Below are 19,163 nucleotides of genomic sequence, written 5' to 3'. Positions count from 1 at the left end.
TAATATTTATTAAAAATTTTAATTTATGAAACTTTTGACTAATTTAGGTAAAAGTTAAAACCACAAAATAACACAAAAAATGATAGAAAACGAATTAAAAGAATTAGGTATTTCTTCCGAAAATCTCGGAACATCGACAGGAAATACTTGGTTTGGAAAAGGTGAAGAGCTTTCTTCTTACTCGCCAGTAGACGGAAAATTGATTGGAAAAGTAAAATCATCAACCAAAGATGATTATGAAGAAGTGATAAAAAAAGCACAAACAGCTTTCAAAGAATGGAGAATGATTCCTGCACCGAAGCGAGGAGAGATTGTGCGTCAATTTGGTGATAAACTTCGTGATAAAAAGGCTTCTTTGGGAAAATTGGTTTCATATGAAATGGGAAAATCTTATCAAGAAGGTTTAGGTGAAGTGCAAGAAATGATTGATATATGTGATTTTGCTGTTGGATTATCGCGCCAATTATATGGTTCGACAATTCATTCGGAAAGACCTTTGCATCGCATGTACGATCAATATCATCCGCTTGGAATTGTTGGTGTGATTTCAGCTTTTAATTTTCCAGTTGCAGTTTGGGCTTGGAATACGTGTTTAGCGATGGTTTGCGGAGATGTTGTAGTTTGGAAACCAAGTGAAAAAACACCTTTGTGTGCAGTCGCATGTCAACATATTTTAGCAGAAGTTTTAAAAGTAAATAATATCTCGGAAGGAGTTTCTTCTTTGGTGATGGGCGATAAAACAATTGGTGAATTAATTGCGCAAGATCAACGTGTAGCTTTGGTTTCTGCAACAGGTGCTACGCGAATGGGTATTGAAGTGAATAAAGTTGTTGCGGCTCGTTTGGGGAAAACAATTTTAGAATTAGGTGGAAATAATGCGATCATTGTTACGCCGGATGCTGATTTAAAAATTATGTTGACTTCAGCTGTTTTTGGTGCGGTTGGTACGGCTGGACAGCGTTGTACAACAACAAGACGTTTGATTGTTCACGAAACGATTTATGATAAAGTAAAAGAATCGTTGATAAATGCTTACAAACAAATAAGTATAGGTAATCCGTTAGATATAGCAAATCATGTTGGTCCGTTGATTGATAAACATGCAGTTGAATTGTATTTGAATGCTTTAGATAAAATCAATCAAGAAGGAGGAAGTATTATTGTTGAAGGAGGAGTTTTAGAAGGAAATGGTTTTGAAAGTGGTTGTTACGTAAAGCCTGTTATTGCTGAGGTTGAGAATCATTATGATATTGTTCAGCACGAAACTTTTGCTCCAATTTTATATTTAATCAAATATTCTGGAGATGTGTTAAATGCAATCGAAATTCAGAATAATGTAGCGCAAGGTTTATCGTCTTCTATTATGACAAATAATCTTCGCGAAGCTGAATTATTTTTAAGTCAACAAGGTTCTGATTGTGGAATTGCAAATGTTAATATCGGAACTTCTGGTGCTGAAATTGGTGGTGCTTTCGGTGGAGAAAAGGAAACTGGAGGTGGTCGTGAGTCGGGTTCGGATGCTTGGAAAGCTTATATGCGACGACAAACGAATACAATTAATTATTCAACAGAAGTGCCATTGGCGCAAGGAATTAAGTTTGATTTTTAAAAATTTACACAGATGAGTACAGTACACGAAAGATTAGCAAAACATATATTGGCAGATGGATATCCGATTGTTATGGATATGGATAAGTCGCATGGTTCCTATGTTGTAGACGAAAATGGAGTTGAATATTTGGATTTATTTTCGATGTTTGCTTCAACGGCGATTGGTTATAATCATCCACATTTGATGGCTAAAATTGATTTTTTAGGTCGAAATGCAGTCAATAAACCTGCTATGTCAGACATTTATACAAAAGATTACGCCGATTTAATTGATACTTTTGAGCGTGTTGCAATGCCAAAAGAATTACAATATTTATTCTTTATTTCTGGTGGAACATTGGCGGTTGAAAATGCTCTGAAAACTGCTTTTGATTGGAAAACAAGATTAAATTTTTCGAAAGGAATTGAAAAAGAAGCAAGTGATGTGATTCATTTTAAGCAAGCGTTTCATGGACGTTCTGGTTATACATTATCGCTGACGAATACGAAAGATCCCCGTAAATACGAATATTTTCCAAAATTTGATTGGCCAAGAATTGAAAATCCAAAACGAATTTATCCTGTTACAGAAGATAATTTATGCAAGGTTGTTGAGGCTGAAAAACGAGCGATTGAACAAATAGAAAATGCTTTAGAAACACGAAAAAATAAAGTTGCTTGTATTATTATTGAGCCGATTCAAGGTGAAGGAGGAGATAATTATTTTCGAAAAGAATTTTTTCAGAAATTGAGAGAAATTTGTGATCGAGAAGAGATTTTATTAATCTTTGATGAGGTACAAACAGGAATGGGAATGACGGGTAAAATGTGGGCTTTTCAGCATTATGATGTGATTCCTGATGTTGTTTCGTTTGGAAAGAAAACACAAGTTTGCGGAATTTTAGCAAACAAAGAAAAGTTAGATCAAATTCCGAATAATGTTTTCAAGGAATCAAGCCGAATTAATTCGACTTTTGGTGGAAATTATATTGATATGTTGCGTTTCAAATTAATTTTAGAAGTGATTGAACAAGAAAAATTAGTAGAAAATGCGGCAGAAAAAGGAAAATATATTTTATCAAAATTGAATGAAATTGCAAAAGAAACTAAGAAAATTCATTCGGTTCGTGGTTTGGGATTATTCATTGCGTTTGATTTTTCATCAGATTTGGATCGTTCAGAATTCATTAAAACGTGTTTCGAAAATCACATGATTATTCTTCCTTGCGGTGAAAACTCGGTGCGAATGCGCCCTCATCTCAATATTTCCGAAGAAGATACCAATAAAGCAATAGAAATTATTAAATTAGCATTAAAATAAACAGCAAAAGCAACCAAAGAAAGGTTGCTTTTTTAATTTTGTAAAAGATAAAACTAAAGTATGATAGATTCTTTTTTCTTTGATTTTGACGGAACATTGCAAGGTTTTGAAAACCACGAAATCAGTGATTCGACAATCGAAGCGTTGAAATTATTGAAACACAAAAACAAAAAAATATACATCGCAACTGGACGAAATATGGTGGATATGCCCGAGTATATTTTTGATTACGGTTTTGATGGTTATATCAATAATAATGGTGGAATGTGCTAAGATGAAAATCGTCAATCATTTTTTGTAGATTACATCAATCCTAATGATATAGAAGCTTTGTTGCAATATGATGATGAAAATCCTTTTTCATTTTCGTATATGACGAAAGAAGCGTTTAGTATCAATCGTGTGAATGAGAATGTAGAAAAATCGTTTGCTTATTTCGGAATGCAAGTCCCAGAAGTGGTTGATCCTCGAACTTTACCGAAAGATAATATCATGCAAATGAACTTTTTTGTGAACGAAGAACAAGAAGATTATTTGATGAAAAATGTGTTGACAAACAGTGTAGGAACACGTTGGATAGAATATTTTGCCGATATAAATCCGAAAGATATTAGTAAAATGCGCGGAATAGAGCGTATGGCTGAACGTGATAATCTAGATTTATCTAAAACAATGGCTTTTGGTGATGGCGGTAACGATATTAGTATGTTGAAAGGCTGCAAAATTGGTGTAGCAATGGGCGATGCGAAGGAGAATGTTCGCGAAGCCGCTGATTATTATACAACTTCTGCGGATAATCACGGAATATGGAATGCGCTGAAACACTTTGAGATAATTTAGAAACTTATTTTAATCTATATAGAAAAAATCCAACTTCGGTTGGATTTTTTTTTCTTTCACAATGTTGTGTTAATTATTAATTCTATTATTGTAGAATTGAAAAAATAAAATTATTTTAGATTAACAATTGAACTACAACAAATGAAACATTTATTATTTTCTGGTTTTTTGCTTTTTACGAGTTTAGGTTTTGCGCAACATGGGATTGAAATAGAATACGAAGAAGTTTCAATTCCTCGTATTATAGGTAAAGATGGAAAAGAAGAAAAGCTTTCGGGAGATTTTTTAGCTGCACTTTCTGTTCCTAAAAATTATGTTTTACAAATCAAGAACAATCAAAGTGTTTTTACGAAATTGGATAAGATTAATAATTCTCAAAGCGAGAATACTGTTATTATGCTTGGCGTAATTCCTTATAATATTTTGATAGATTTTAATCAAAATTTGAAGAAACAAGAATGGTTAATAGAGCACAAGAAATTTATTGTTACAGATACAATTTCTTCTCCTTTTAAATATGAGTTGACACAAGAAAAGGCTACTTATTTAGGTTTTTCTGTCAAACAAGCAATCATAAAATATGATGAAGATAATAAGACAATTATTTGGTATGCTCCAGATTTGCCAAAACGATTTGGACCAAAAGAATACATCAATCTTCCTGGTTTGGTTCTTAAAATTGAAGGTTTTCAGAAAGGTAAAACAGAACCAAGTTATTATATGAAAGCAACTTCTGTAATTACGAAAGATAATTTAGAATTTAAAAAATTATTTAAAGCCAAAGAAATCACGAAACAAGATTTCAAAAAGTTAGAGATCGAGTATGAAAAGAATAACGAAAATCAACATCAAGGAGTTGATACGCAATAATTAATTATATATTCAAAATAAATTAACACTAATATGAAAAAAGTATTACTATTTGCTTTATGTTTTGCAACAAATCTTTTTGCGCAAGAAAAATTTGTAATCGAGTACAAACAAAAAACTGAAGTTAATGAGGATAAAGTAAAAGAGATTGAACGTGAGCAAAAGCAAAACGGAAAAGGTTTTATGAAAATTGGTTCTGGTAAGGATTTGTATCATCAATTAGAATATAATGGTGAAATTTCAAATTTTGATCGTATACAAACAGTAGATAATAATCAAGCAAACGGTTCGGCTGGAGCCTTTTCTATTTCTATTGGTGGAGAAACGAAAGCTTTGATTGGTGACCAAACAAACAAAAAATATACACAAGAGGTTAAGTTAGACGGAGTAAATTATTTAGTCAATTATCCTTTTAAAGATTATCAATGGAATATTACGGACGAAGAAACAACAATTTTGGGTCATAGAGTAATAAAAGCAATATCTGAAAAGGAAAATGTAGAAGCATGGTTTGCTCCAGATATGAAGGCTAATGTTGGTCCTGCACAAGTAAATGGTTTACCAGGAACGGTTCTGAAAGCGATTGTACAATTAAAAAGTAAGTTAGAAACCAAATTAATTTATGAAGCTGTTAAGATCAATACAAATCCAAAACGATTTACAAAACTAAAAGAATCAACAAATAAAGTGATTACAGAAGCGGAATTGAAAGTTTTGAGAGAAGAATCAAGAAAGAAGATGATGAGTGCTTTTGGACAAGGTGTTGATAAAAATTAATTGTTGATATGAAAAAATATTTATTAATTTTAGTGATGTTTCTGTGTTGTTTTGTAAATGCGCAAGATGTTTTAGAAGTAGAATATGATGTGTATACTGTTTATGATGCAAATAAATCAGAAGGTTTTAATGTAACAATGAATGGACACAAATTAAGTAGGGAAGAAGCAATTCGTTATTTTACGGATCGTATGAAAATTCCTACTCCATTTATTTTAACAACAGATAAAAATGCATCAAACTACATCGAAAAATCAACTTTAACAGGAGGTACTTCCTACAGTTACAGTTCAACACAAGGTAATGGTTTGTATTATAAAAATTTGAATGAAAATTATTATATGCATGAATCTGTAGGGTTTGGTATGGATCGAATTATAAAAGATTCTATTCCAAAAATTAATTGGACAATTACTAGAGATAGAAGAAAAGTATTAGGATTTGATGTTCGTAAAGCAACAGCTCAAGTTAATAAAGAAGAAATAACTGCTTGGTTTGCATCTTCTTTACCTTATCCCTCAGGTCCAAATAAGTATAGCGGATTACCAGGTTTGATTTTGGAACTAGAAAGAAAATTAAATGACAAAGTTGATATGGTTGTCACTTACAAAGCGATGTCTGTAAAGGAAGCAAAGAAAAATACAACAATTAACCAACCCAAAAAAGGAAAAATAGTTGATTTCAATACCTATAAAGCTGAAATGGAAGCCTTTTTTAAAAAACAACAAGAAATGAACAGTCAAGGAGTTGATACTAAATAGAAACACAATTAAATACATGAGAACAAAACATCAGTTTTTATATTTACTAAGCTTTTTTGCTTCAAGTTTTATAAACGCGCAACAAACCAAAACCTATGACATCCCATTAATTGGTAATGCTTTTGAAGTCGGACACAAAGAAGGATCTTCATCAACAATTACAAAAGTAAATGCCTTAATTTCACCACAAACTAAAAATGTAACAAAAGCTTATTTCAAAGTTTTAGGAACAGGAAATGTTACGATTCAATTGAAGGGTGAAGCTAAAAATGACGCTCAACTAAATGTTGGCTTTAACAAGAAAACAAAAAAATATACTTGGAAATCTACTGATAAATCGATTTCTGTTGGAACGTTTACCATTTCAAAACCAGGTTATGTTTCTGTTGATTTAAGCGGATCAAAAGGTGAAATTGCAATTACAGATTTAGTTGTAAGCGGAACTGCAGTAGAAAACGGAATCATTTACAGCAACGATCCTCAATACTATTATTGGTCTCGTCGTGGTCCTTCTTGCCATTTGGCTTACGAAGTCCCTACAGAGAAAAATGTTTCTTATTATTACAATGAAATCATTGTTCCGAAAGAAGGTGATGTTATCGGTTCTTATTATATGGCAAATGGTTTTGGTGAAGGGTATTTTGGAATTCAAAACAATTCTGAAACTGAGAGACGTATTTTATTTTCAGTATGGAGTCCTTTCGTTACGGATGATCCTAAAAGTATTCCAGATGATGAAAAAATCGTTTTACTAAAGAAAGGGGAAAATGTGAAAACGGGAGAATTCGGAAATGAAGGTTCTGGTGGACAGAGTTATATGAAGTACAATTGGAAAGCTGACACAACATATAAATTCTTGTTGAAAGGTGTCCCGAATGGAGATAATTCTACCACTTATACAGCTTGGTTTTTTATGCCAGAAACAAATAATTGGCAAATTATCGCAAGTTTCAAACGACCTAAAACCAATACTTATTTGAAAAGATTTCATTCTTTCTTAGAGAATTTTATGCCTACTCAAGGATATTTAACAAGAAAAGTAAACTTCAATAATCAATGGGTTTATGATGGTGAATGGAAAAAAGTAAATGCAACGAAATTAACTGTTGACGCTACTTACAAAGCAAATCAACGTGTTGATGCAATTGGAGGAACAACTTCTACAGGATATTTCCTAAAAATGGGAGGTTTTTTTAATGAAATTGAACAACCAGGAACAGCTTTCAAGTTTGATAACAAAAAAACTGCACCGCAAATTGATTTCTCAAAATTACCTTAATTTTTTTACAATTATAATACTTGATATAATTTAGAATGATCGGAAAAACTTCCGGTCATTTTTAGTTGAATAAAGTCAAATAAAATTCAATCAGTTGTTATTGGTATAGTTTATGAATTAACTTTATGAAATCAAGAAAATATGAAAAAAATAATTACTCTTGCATTACTTATTTTCGTTTCAAATGTGTTTGCACAAGAAATTGGAAAAGCGGGTGTTTTATTAGAAAATGAGGCAACTTCTGCTGAAATGAAGAAACAGAATCCTCAAATTTCAACTTTAGATAGAAGTTCTCAAATAAAAGAAAATCCAACCATTAATTCTAACAATAGAGAGAGTCGAGAAAACAATAATCGAACAAATCGTAGAACTACAAATTACCGTTGGAATAATAATTTAGGTTATGCAGAGGTTTTTCTTAGAATACCAGATTATGGTTATTATACCGTTCAGTTAAATGAACAAGAAATAAGCTCGGGTTCAGGGAAATTTAGATTTTTTGATTTGTCCTCAGGCAGAAATACACTTTCTATTTTTGAGAATGGTTATTTAATTTACCGCGCTCCGGTTACAATTAAGAATAATACTCGTTTGGTTTTAGATTTTTTTCCTAATTATGGATTATATCTTTTGGATAGTTATTCTGTTAAAAATCAAAATTATGGAGTTAATGAATGGGATGATATTTGGAATAATCCGTATAGAAACGGAAACTCAATTCAATATGGAAGAGTTATGCAAGATAAAGACTTTTCTAATTTTGTAAATGAAGTCAAAAAATATAATGCTTTTGATGAAAATAGAATAGATTTAATACTTCAGCAAAAGGAAGTAACAAGTTTTACTTCTCAACAGATAAAAACATTACTTTCTATTCTAAATTTTGATAAAAATAAAGTGATTTTAGGAAAGAGTTTATATGGGAAATGTATTGATCCTGAGAACTTTTATGTCGTTTATGATGCAATTAACTTCAACTCTGATAAAAAGGAGTTGATGAATTATATTTCACAAAGTAATAGATAATTTTACAATTGCATTTAAGTTACGTCTAATCTTAAACAATCATTAAACTAAGAGAACAATACCTCCATCTTTTTCCGATATTTTTTTGTTTAACCCAATTTCATATCACCGTCTTTTATCCAGTTTTTCTTTCTCATAAAATAGTAAATTATGTAAGAAATTACAGCTGGAGCAATGATTTGTAAGATTAATATTGAGGTTAAAATATAGGTTGAATCATATTTAGATTTCATTGCATTGAAAGTCCCTATTTGTCCAACTAAACCACAGGAACCCATCCCGGATTCTAAAGCTGTATTTTCCATCTTGAAATAAATAATTGCAATTGGTGCAATAATCGCTGAAGCTAACGTCGGTGGAATCCAAATTTTCCAATTTTTAAAAATATTCGGAACTTGTAACATACTTGTACCTAGTCCTTGTGCCAAAACACCTTTTAAACCATTGTCTCTGAAACTAATTGTTGCAAAACCTATCATTTGTGCACAACAACCTATTGTTGCAGCGCCAGCAGCTAAACCATCTAACTCTAACATAAGACAAAGAGCAGCAGAAGAAATAGGTAAAGTCAAAACCATACCGACAATTACAGCAATTACAATTCCCATTATTAGTGGGTTTGAATCTGTTGATAACATAATAATTTCACCAATCCATTTCATCATTTGTTGTACAGATGGACCAATGATTTGTGCTAAAATTACTCCAACCAAAACAGTAATAATTGGTGTAATGACAATATCGATGCGTGTTTCTCCCGCAGCCATTTTTCCTACTTCTACTGCAACTATTGTTGCTATAAAAACGCCCAAAGGTCCACCTAATTTGTAAGCTGCAATTCCTACAACTGCAGATGAAAATAACACCAATTGCGGCGCTCGTAAACTATACGCAATAGCCAACGCTATTGCTGGTCCTGTGGCTTGATTCGCAACTGGCCAAACAATATTTGTTAAAAAAGATATATTAAACTCGTCTCCAATTGTTTTTAAAATTGTACCAACCAATAAAGTTGCAAACAAACCATAAGCCATTGCGCCCATTGCATCGATAAAATATCGTTTAGCAGAAATTTGAATATCTTTTTTAAGTAGGAAATCTTTCATGTTTGAAATTTACAAATTAATTAAAATAAATAAGCCTTGTCGAAATACAAGGCTTAAAATAATATTGAAATCACATTTTTACATATTTCTACGGTACTGTCCGCCCACTTCGAATAAGGCAGAAGTAATTTGTCCTAACGAACAAACTTTGGTTGCTTCCATTAACACTTCAAAGATATTTTGATTGTTAACAGCTGCTTGTTGTGCTTTTTCTAAAGCTTTTTCAACTTGTTGTTCGTTTATTTTATTTAGGTTTTCTTTCGTTTTAATTTGGAATTGTTTTTCTTCCTCTGTTGCACGAATCACTTCCGCAGGCACCACTGTTGGCGAACCTTTTGAACTTAAGAATGTATTTACACCAATAATTGGGAATGTTCCGTTATGCTTCAAAGTTTCGTAATACAATGATTCTTCCTGAATTTTAGAACGCTGATACATCGTTTCCATCGCTCCTAAAACGCCTCCACGCTCAGTAATACGATCAAATTCTTGTAAAACAGCTTCTTCAACCAAATCTGTTAATTCTTCGATAATGAACGAACCTTGAATTGGATTTTCATTTTTCGCTAAACCTAATTCTTTATTGATAATCAACTGGATAGCCATTGCACGACGAACCGATTCTTCTGTTGGTGTTGTAATCGCTTCATCATACGCATTGGTATGTAATGAGTTACAGTTATCGTAAATTGCGTATAAGGCTTGTAACGTAGTACGAATATCATTAAAATCAATTTCTTGCGCATGTAACGAACGACCAGAAGTTTGAATATGATATTTCAACATTTGTGCACGCTCATTAGCACCGTATTTATTTTTCAAGGCTTTTGCCCAAATTTTACGCGCCACACGACCAATTACAGAATATTCTGGATCGATACCATTTGAGAAGAAAAACGATAAGTTTGGTCCAAATGCATTGATATCCATTCCACGAGATAAATAATACTCAACATACGTAAATCCGTTTGCCAAAGTAAACGCCAACTGCGAAATAGGATTTGCACCAGCCTCTGCAATATGGTAACCAGAAATTGATACTGAATAGAAATTACGAACATTTTGATTGATGAAATATTCTTGCACATCACCCATCAAACGCAACGCAAATTCAGTTGAGAAAATACATGTATTTTGAGCTTGATCTTCTTTCAAAATATCTGCCTGAACCGTTCCACGAACTTGCGCCAAGGTATTTTTCTTGATTTCAGCATATACATCAGCAGGTAAAACCTGATCTCCCGTTACACCTAAAAGCATCAATCCTAAACCATCATTTCCTTCTGGTAAATCGCCATTGTAACGAGGTCTTTCCAAACCTTTATCTTCGTAAATAGCTTTGGTTTTTGCTTCAATTTCAGCTTCTAAACCATTTTCTTTGATGTATTTTTCACAATTTTGATCAATTGCGGCATTCATAAAGAAACCTAATAACATAGGCGCTGGCCCGTTAATCGTCATTGAAACCGAAGTTGCTGCATGCGATAAATCGAAACCAGAATATAATTTCTTCGCATCATCTAAACAACAAATCGAAACTCCAGCATTACCAATTTTTCCGTAAATATCAGGACGATGACCTGGATCATTTCCATATAAAGTTACCGAGTCAAAAGCTGTAGACAAACGTTTTGCAGGCATTCCTTTCGATACATAATGGAAACGACGATTGGTACGCTCTGGACCTCCTTCACCCGCAAACATACGCGTTGGATCTTCTCCTTCACGTTTGAAAGGATACAATCCTGAAGTAAATGGAAACTCGCCTGGAACATTTTCTTGCAACACCCAACGTAAAATATCGCCCCAAGCTTCGTACTTAGGTAACGCAATTTTAGGGATTTGTAAGTGCGATAAAGACTCAGAATGTGTCTGAATTTTTATTTCTTTATCACGCACTTTAAATGTGTAAACCGGATTTTTATATTTATTTACCTTTTCGTCCCAAGTCGTGATTACTTCCCAGTTGAAAGGATCTAAATTCATTTTTAATTTGTCAAATTCAGCTAAAAGAACTTTAACTAAATCAGCATTTTCTGTTCCAGAAATATCGATTCCGTGTTGAGAAATCGTTGGCGTTTTTCCAGAAAGTGTTTCAATTGTTTTAAAGAAACCATATAGTTTTTGCGCAACATCTTTCTGTGCATTTGCACGAACATCATATCCACGATTATTTTCTGCAATCTCTGATAAATAACGCGTTCTTGACGGTGGAATCACGAAGATTTTCTCTGACATCTCTTTTGTAATTTCAAAAGAAGATTTCAAATCAGCACCTGCTTTCTCAACCACTTTATCAATGATTGACTTGTATAATTGATTAGTTCCTGGATCGTTAAATTGAGAAGCAATCGTACCAAAAACTGGCATTTCATCAGGGTTTACATCCCAAAGATTATGATTGCGTTGGTATTGTTTTTTCACATCGCGCAATGCATCTAAAGCGCCACGTTTATCGAATTTGTTAATCGCAACAATATCAGCAAAATCTAACATATCAATCTTTTCCAATTGCGTTGCAGCACCAAATTCTGGCGTCATAATGTACAATGAAGCATCCGAATGATCTAAAATTTCGGTATCAGACTGTCCAATTCCAGAAGTTTCTAAAATAATCAAATCGTATTTCGCCGCTTTCAATACTTGAATTGCTTCCTCTACATATTTCGATAACGCTAAATTTGATTGACGAGTTGCCAATGAACGCATATATACGCGCGGATTATTAATCGAATTCATACGAATACGATCTCCTAACAAAGCGCCACCTGTTTTCTTTTTCGATGGATCGACAGAAACCAAAGCAATCGATTTTTCTGGAAAATCAATCAAGAAACGACGTACTAATTCGTCAACCATTGACGATTTTCCTGCTCCACCTGTTCCTGTTATTCCTAAAACTGGCGCAGATTTATCAGCAACTTTATCAAAATCAAATGCTTTCAAAAAGTCTTCTTCACGGTTTTCTGCCAACGAAATTAATCGTGCAATCGTCGTGATATCTTTATCTTGTAATGATTGATACACATCTTTTCCTTCTGGTAATTCTAATGATCCTGTCGGAAAATCTGCTTTCTCCACCATATCATTAATCATTCCTTGTAAACCCAATTCGCGACCATCATCAGGAGAGTATAAACGCGTAATTCCGTAATCCATCAATTCTTTGATTTCCGATGGTAAAATTACTCCACCACCACCACCAACGATGCGGATATGACCAGCTCCTTTTTCTTGAAGCAAATCGTACATATATTTGAAATATTCGTTGTGACCACCTTGGTAAGACGTCATTGCAATTGCATTTGCATCTTCCTGAATAGCTGTGTTTACTACATCTTCAACAGACTTATCGTGACCTAAATGAATAACCTCACATCCAGTTGATTGAATGATACGGCGCATGATGTTGATTGCGGCATCGTGCCCATCAAATAGAGCTGCTGCAGTAACAATTCTAATTTTATTTTTTGGATGATAAACTTCTTGTACAGGATGTACAAATTTTTCTTTTTTCTCTTCTTGTGTTATTTGTGACATTTATTTGTGCTTTTGATTTCTATGACTATTGCTAAGATAGTTATTTTTTGTACTAAAAAAATAAGACATTATTATCATATTAAGCACAAGTAGGATGATTTATTAATAATATACCAAAAAAAAATATTTTTTATTTACAATATATCATTAACTTTATTATGGTATTAGTATATAGAAATCTCTACAATGTATAGTTACACACTTAAAAATTTAGTTCAGTTTTCTGGATTAGATGAACAAATGATTGTTTTATGGAATAAAAAATTTAAAATATTTAGAGAAGAAAAAATAGATCGAAACTCAATTTTTAATCAAGATGATTTAAAGAAATTAATTATTATTTCATTTTTAATTAATTCTAATAGTAAGTATACTGTAGAAAAGCTTAGTACAAACTTATTACAAGAATTACAGATTAAAACAGAGTTTGAGATTCAGAATTATCTTCAAAAAAGTAAAGATTATAAACCTTTAATTCATTTACTTATTTACTCTTGTTTTTCATTTGATTCAAAATTTTTTGATACAATTCTTACCATTTGTTTCAAGAAAGAAGGTATTCAAAAATGTTGTTTAGAAATAGTTTTTCCTTTTATTAGTACAATGTCAGAGATTCTTGAAATGCATACAGTTCAAGAATCAATCAAGTCATTTTCTAAAAACTTAATTAGAAAACATTTATTCTATCTAATCAAGTCAACACAGTTTATCGAAAATGCAGATCGAAAATGGTTGTTATTTTTACCAAAGACAGAATTTCATGATATAGAATTGTTGTATACTTATCTTTTGTTAAAAGCTAATAGTGAAAAATGTATTTATTTGGGCGAAAATCAAGAATTAAGCATCATTAACGAATGTTTAGAAAATATCAATATCACTCATGTTTTTACCTATATAAGTAAACAAACTGATCTTGATATTTTGAAAGATTATTTGATCTTAATTAAAAAACATTTACCTGAAGCTACCATTTTTGTTGCTACTTATGAAAAATTGAAAGAGAAAATTACAGACGAAGTAGCTTATATCAATGTTAATAATCCGAAAGAAATTAACGATTATCTACATCGAGTAATGGTAATGTGATAATTTATTGTATCTGCCAATCAATCTCCGAAATTTTTTTTGATTCAAGAAATTGATTGGTTGTAGAAAAAGGTTTACTGCCCCAAAAACCTCGGTAAGCTCCTAATGGAGAAGGATGAGCAGTTTCTATAACTAAATGTTTCGTTCGATCAATTTTTGCACCTTTCTTTTGTGCGTAAGCACCCCATAGTATAAAAACTATGTTCTCTTTTTTGTCAGATAGTTTTTGTATTACAGCATCTGTAAACTTTTCCCAACCTTTCTTTTGATGAGAACCCGCTTTAGTCGCTTCTACAGTTAAGGTGGCATTCAGTAGTAAAACGCCTTGTTTTGCCCAAGCTTCAAGATTACCAGAAGTTGAAATTTCTATTCCCAAATCATCATTCAATTCTTTGTAAATATTACGCAAACTTGGTGGTAGTTTTACTCCGTCTGCAACAGAAAAAGATAAACCATTTGCTTGACCTTCTCCATGATAAGGATCTTGTCCTAAAATAACGACTTTTACATCTTCAAAATCTGTATAATGAAATGCTGCAAAAATTTCTGATTGTGGAGGATAAATTGTCTTTGTGTTGTATTCATTTTGCACAAATTCAATCAAATTTTTAAAATAATTTTCATCAAATTCACTCTTTAAAACTTCTTTCCAAGAAGTATCTAATGCTAAATCCATTTTCTGATTTTTGAGACAATAAATTTATCCGTAATTTTGCATTAATGCAAATATCAGAACAAACTTTAAAAGATTTAGAATTTAATGCGATTCAGAAAGAAATCGCAGAATTTGCTTATACAGAAAAGGTTGAAGAATTTATTTTCAACTTAAAACCATACGAAAATTATGAATTATTAATTCAAGATCTTCAAACTACAAATGAATTTTTAACAAGTTTTGAAACTGGAAATCGTGTTCCTTTTTCAGAATATTATATTTTAGATGAAAATCTAAGCCGATTAGAAATCGAAAATTACTATTTACCTGCAGAAGAGTTCTTCAAAATAAAGGCAAATGCGCTTCAGGTAAAAGAAATCTTGAAATATCTGACGACTTTCAACGAATATGCGCCTGTTTTATTTGAAAAAGCGTCAACGGTTACATACGAGAAGAATATCGTTAAATTAATCGATCAAGTGTTCAATAAATTTGGAGAAATAAAAGACGATGCAAGTCCAGAACTGAAAATTGTACGAGATCGTTTACGTCATTTGAATGGAAAAATCACTGAATTGTTCAATAAATCGATGTCATATCATTCGGATTATTTAGATGATATCAGAGAATCTGTTGTCGGTAATCGTCGCGTTTTGGCAGTAAAGTCTGCTTTGAGAAAACGTGTTAAAGGACAATTTTTAGGAACTTCAAAAACTGGATCAATTACGTTTATAGAGCCAGAAAGTGTTCAGAATCCTCGTCGCGAATGGGAAGAATTGAAGGAAGAAGAAAAACATTTGATTATTCAGATTTTGTTGGATTTAACAGCTCAAATTGCTGAATACAAGCCAAATCTTGAAGAATATCAAACATTTTTGGAATACATCGATTTTACGCAAGCTAAGGCAAATTATGCTTTTTTAATCAATGGAGTTTTACCACAACTTTCGGAAAATAGAATCATTAAATTAGTTGATGCATTTCATCCTGTTTTATATCTTAACAATAAACGAAAAGAACAAAAAACGATTCCGCAAAGTTTAGAAATTAATGAAGATTGTCGAATTATCATTATTTCTGGTCCAAATGCTGGAGGAAAATCAATTACACTGAAAACAATTGGTTTACTTCAAATTATGATTCAGAGTGGAATTTTAGTTCCAGTAAAAGATGAAAGTCAGTTTGGTTTCTTTAATCAAATTTTTACAGATATTGGCGATAATCAATCTATCGAAAATCATTTATCAACCTACAGCTATCGTCTAAAACAGATGTCGTATTTCTTGAAGAATGCTGACGAAAAAACTTTGTTGTTAGTTGATGAATTTGGTACAGGTTCTGATCCTGAATTGGGTGGAGCATTGGCTGAAGTTTTCTTTGAAGAATTTTATGAACGTAATTCGTTCGGTGTTTTCACAACACATTACACAAACATCAAATTGAGTGCAGAAAGTTTACCAGAAGCGATAAATGCATGTATGTTGTTTGATAAAAAATCATTAGAGCCACTTTATCGTTTGGAAATTGGACAAGCTGGAAGTTCGTTTACATTTGAGGTTGCGGAAAAAAATAAAATTCCGTTTCGTTTGATTAATCGTGCAAAGAAAAAGGTTGAAAGTGATAAAGTTAGTTTAGACAAAACGATTTTGAAACTTCAACAAGAAAAATTTGAAATTCAGAAGACAAAAGATCATGTTGAAGAATTGCGCGAAACGAATATTGAACATAATGAAAAATTAGAACAAACAAACGAGAAAATTCAACAAAAACTATATGATTTTCAGCAATTATATGATCGTGAACAAAAACGTTTGAAGCTCGGAGAACGTATTTCGGATATGGCGGATTCTTATCTTAAAACAAAGAATAAAAAGCAAATGATTGCTAATTTTTTGAAATTAATTGAAATGGAGAATTCGAAAAAAACGAAAGAAGTTCAGCAATTAAAGAAAATTGAAAAAATTGTAGAGAAAGAAGTAAAGCGTGAATTAAAAGAAAATTCTGAAACGATTTTTCAACAAAAAGAAGTTATCGAAAAGAAAGAAAAAGCGGCTACTCAAAAGAAAATTGATGCATTAAAAGTGGGTGACCGAGTAAAAATACATGGATCATCAAGTGTCGGGACAATTGATAAGCTAAAGAAAGATATTGTTTTTGTAAATTACGGCTTATTTACAACTCAAATCAACGTTAATGAAGTATATAAAATATAGTTTCTTAGTCTTTTTATTCAGTTTTCAATCTTGTCTTTGGCAAGAAGATAATGATACTAACTATTTATCTTGCTCGATGATTGTAGCGGTTTCTGGTTGGAATAAAACTTTGAATAATTGTAATTATACCATTACTTACGATAACCAAGGTTTGTTGAATGAGAAAGGATATTTTGAGTTTAAATTTAAAAGCTCTACCAAAACTTATATCATTCATTCAGAATTATACACGGCTACTCCTGGAAAAAAAACGATTACACTAAATTTGTCTAATTGCAAGTTTAATGACGAAGTGATAGAAGTTTGCTTTGCGCAATATAATTAATACAAAAGGATTTCTAAAACAGAAATCCTTTTTTAATCTTTCTCTACACCAGAATAAATTCCAGAAAACTTACTCGATTTTTTTTCTATTTCTTGATTAAACTCTTCTTTACTTACTTTTATTGCCTTCTTTGGTAATTCAATTACACCATTATATGGTTTAACATCAATTGCGGTAAAGCTAACATTTGATACAAAGTTAACTGCCATCGTTACTTCAAAATTAATTTGTAGAATAAGACCCGGCAAACCATTGAAACGAGAAGGACCATCTCGAAAAGGTAAATCTGGTGCATACCATGCTTCTACGGTTTGCGTCGGATTGGTATAAGTTGCTTTTCTAACTCTATAACCTAATATTGTTGTTTCTTCCTTGCTCAAAACCCACGGAAATGTTTGAATTGAATCCTTTATAAACAACTTAGGTTTCATCTCATTATTTTCATATAATTCTTTCGATTTAAAATCTTTGTAAATATCTGAACTAATTATAGTTGGTAATCCTATGGCTGATGTAGCTCGATTTTGTGCATTATTTATTTGATCTATTTTATGAAAATTTGAGTTATTGTTATTTGCAAATAGTTCATAATAATATCGTTTATCATCCGAATTATTAAGCATTTCTGTCACTTTTGATGTAGGTTGTTTTATAACAGACCTATCAAATTTTTGATATACTTCATATTCTACTCTTACAGCTTTTTGTGAAAAACCAATAATGGGAAGAATTAAGAAAAAGTATTTTAGCATAAAGTGTTAATTTAATATTTTAAATATACATTTTTAATCTTTCTCTACACCAGAATAAATTCCAGAAAACTTACTCGATTTTTTCTCCATTTCTTTGTCATATTCTTCTTTGGTTACTTTCTTTGATTTATTTGGTAATTCAATTTTTCCTGTGTACGGTTTTACATCAATTGCAGTAAAACTTACATTTGTATCCATGTCACTTACAAATGGTAATTTGAATTTAATTTTTAAAATCAACCCAGGTAAACCATTGAAACGAGAAGGGCCGTCACGAAATGGTAAATCAGATGCATACCATGCTTCTACAGTTTGTGTAGGATTTGTATAAGTTGCTTTTCTCACTTTATAACCCAAAATTGTTGATTCTTCTTTACTTAACACCCAAGGAAAAGTCTGAATAGAATCTTTGATAAATAGTTTGGGATTCATTTGACTATTTTCATATAATTCTTTCGATTTAAAATCTTTGTAAATATTAGAACTCACATTACTACTTAAGCCAAAAGCAGTTCCACGACGTTGGTCATTATTAATACGTTCTATTTTTACAAAATTTGAATTTGTAGAATTTACAAATAACTCATAATAAGATCTTAAATTCTCCGAGTTGACAAGCATTTCTTCCATTTTAGCAGAAGTTTGATTTAAATTACTTCGATCAAATTCTTGACGAACTTCATATTCTACACGAACCGCATCTTGAGAAAAAGTGATAATAGGAAGTAGTAGCAATAATAATTTTAGCATATCATGTGTTTTTTTAGTTCTACTAATATAGAAATAAAAATTTAATCAGTTTAAATTATTGTGAACATAAGAGAAATCATACTTTCTTGCTTAAGAAGTTTGTAAATTAGCAGTAATAGTAGATCAAGATATATTATCTAGAATAATTATAATTAATTTAACTAATAGATAATATTTATAGTTTGATCTATAATAGAAATAGAAAATCTATTGACAAATGGAGTTATAGGACTAAATTTGCAGTAGTAAAAGAGATAAAAACTTAAGTA

The 19,163-nt window shown here is 31.6% G+C and carries 15 protein-coding genes and 1 pseudogene; 11 read left to right on the top strand and 5 right to left on the bottom strand.

Going from position 1 to position 19,163, the window contains the following annotated elements; genetic code table 11:
* Positions 1-79: 79 nt before the first annotated feature.
* The 8 genes and pseudogenes from amaB (at position 80) to QHG34_RS04125 (ending at position 8,464) form a co-directional block, all read left to right on the top strand.
* On the top strand, positions 80-1,609 hold the full coding sequence (gene amaB, locus QHG34_RS04160; protein WP_282628923.1) for an L-piperidine-6-carboxylate dehydrogenase: 1,530 nt from the start codon (positions 80-82) through the stop codon (positions 1,607-1,609).
* Between the two features lie 12 nt (positions 1,610-1,621).
* Complete coding sequence (lat, locus tag QHG34_RS04155; RefSeq protein ID WP_282628922.1) at positions 1,622-2,911, top strand: L-lysine 6-transaminase; 1,290 nt, start codon at positions 1,622-1,624, stop codon at positions 2,909-2,911.
* Between the two features lie 60 nt (positions 2,912-2,971).
* Positions 2,972-3,751: pseudogene (locus tag QHG34_RS04150) on the top strand (HAD family hydrolase).
* 141 nt (positions 3,752-3,892) lie between these two features.
* Positions 3,893-4,621, top strand: a complete 729-nt coding sequence (locus tag QHG34_RS04145) for a GLPGLI family protein (RefSeq protein WP_282628921.1) — start codon at positions 3,893-3,895, stop codon at positions 4,619-4,621.
* 33 nt (positions 4,622-4,654) lie between these two features.
* The gene (locus QHG34_RS04140) at positions 4,655-5,398 is read left to right on the top strand and encodes a GLPGLI family protein (RefSeq protein ID WP_282628920.1); all 744 of its coding nucleotides are present in this window, start codon (positions 4,655-4,657) and stop codon (positions 5,396-5,398) included.
* 8 nt (positions 5,399-5,406) lie between these two features.
* On the top strand, positions 5,407-6,159 hold the full coding sequence (locus QHG34_RS04135) for a GLPGLI family protein (protein WP_282628919.1): 753 nt from the start codon (positions 5,407-5,409) through the stop codon (positions 6,157-6,159).
* A 16-nt stretch (positions 6,160-6,175) separates the two neighbouring features.
* The gene (locus QHG34_RS04130) at positions 6,176-7,438 is read left to right on the top strand and encodes a DUF3472 domain-containing protein (protein ID WP_282628918.1); all 1,263 of its coding nucleotides are present in this window, start codon (positions 6,176-6,178) and stop codon (positions 7,436-7,438) included.
* Positions 7,439-7,579: 141 nt separating this feature from the next.
* Entirely contained in the window at positions 7,580-8,464 is an 885-nt protein-coding gene (locus QHG34_RS04125; RefSeq protein WP_282628917.1) for a DUF4476 domain-containing protein, read from the top strand.
* Positions 8,465-8,553: 89 nt separating this feature from the next.
* Here the strand turns inward: QHG34_RS04125 and QHG34_RS04120 are convergent, their stop codons facing one another.
* Together QHG34_RS04120 and QHG34_RS04115 are read right to left on the bottom strand one after the other, a co-directional pair.
* Positions 8,554-9,570: a PTS transporter subunit IIC gene (locus QHG34_RS04120; RefSeq protein WP_282628916.1), complete on the bottom strand. Its 1,017-nt coding sequence runs from the start codon at positions 9,568-9,570 to the stop codon at positions 8,554-8,556.
* 78 nt (positions 9,571-9,648) lie between these two features.
* A complete protein-coding gene (locus tag QHG34_RS04115; RefSeq protein ID WP_282628914.1) occupies positions 9,649-13,110 on the bottom strand; it encodes a methylmalonyl-CoA mutase family protein in 3,462 nt (1,153 codons plus the stop codon).
* A gap of 186 nt (positions 13,111-13,296) precedes the next feature.
* On the opposite strand from QHG34_RS04115, the gene QHG34_RS04110 reads away from it, so the two are divergent.
* A complete protein-coding gene (locus QHG34_RS04110) occupies positions 13,297-14,199 on the top strand; it encodes a hypothetical protein (RefSeq protein WP_282628913.1) in 903 nt (300 codons plus the stop codon).
* A gap of 4 nt (positions 14,200-14,203) precedes the next feature.
* Here the strand turns inward: QHG34_RS04110 and QHG34_RS04105 are convergent, their stop codons facing one another.
* Positions 14,204-14,875, bottom strand: coding sequence for a uracil-DNA glycosylase (locus QHG34_RS04105; RefSeq protein WP_282628912.1), 672 nt, complete (start codon positions 14,873-14,875; stop codon positions 14,204-14,206).
* Between the two features lie 44 nt (positions 14,876-14,919).
* Here QHG34_RS04105 and QHG34_RS04100 point away from each other — a divergent pair, with 44 nt between their 5' ends.
* Together QHG34_RS04100 and QHG34_RS04095 are read left to right on the top strand one after the other, a co-directional pair.
* Entirely contained in the window at positions 14,920-17,067 is a 2,148-nt protein-coding gene (locus QHG34_RS04100) for an endonuclease MutS2 (protein ID WP_282628910.1), read from the top strand.
* Complete coding sequence (locus tag QHG34_RS04095; protein WP_282628909.1) at positions 17,048-17,392, top strand: hypothetical protein; 345 nt, start codon at positions 17,048-17,050, stop codon at positions 17,390-17,392. The genes QHG34_RS04100 and QHG34_RS04095 overlap by 20 nt, the downstream gene beginning before the upstream one ends.
* A gap of 32 nt (positions 17,393-17,424) precedes the next feature.
* Here the strand turns inward: QHG34_RS04095 and QHG34_RS04090 are convergent, their stop codons facing one another.
* Entirely contained in the window at positions 17,425-18,144 is a 720-nt protein-coding gene (locus QHG34_RS04090; RefSeq protein WP_282628908.1) for a GLPGLI family protein, read from the bottom strand.
* A 33-nt stretch (positions 18,145-18,177) separates the two neighbouring features.
* Positions 18,178-18,894, bottom strand: a complete 717-nt coding sequence (locus QHG34_RS04085) for a GLPGLI family protein (RefSeq protein ID WP_282628907.1) — start codon at positions 18,892-18,894, stop codon at positions 18,178-18,180.
* Positions 18,895-19,163: the final 269 nt, after the last annotated feature.

The organism is Empedobacter sedimenti (assembly GCF_030005555.1).
GTDB lineage: Bacteria > Bacteroidota > Bacteroidia > Flavobacteriales > Weeksellaceae > Empedobacter > Empedobacter sedimenti.
The sequence above is the reverse complement of the archived record's forward strand: the minus strand, read 5'-3'. Positions and strand labels throughout refer to the sequence as shown.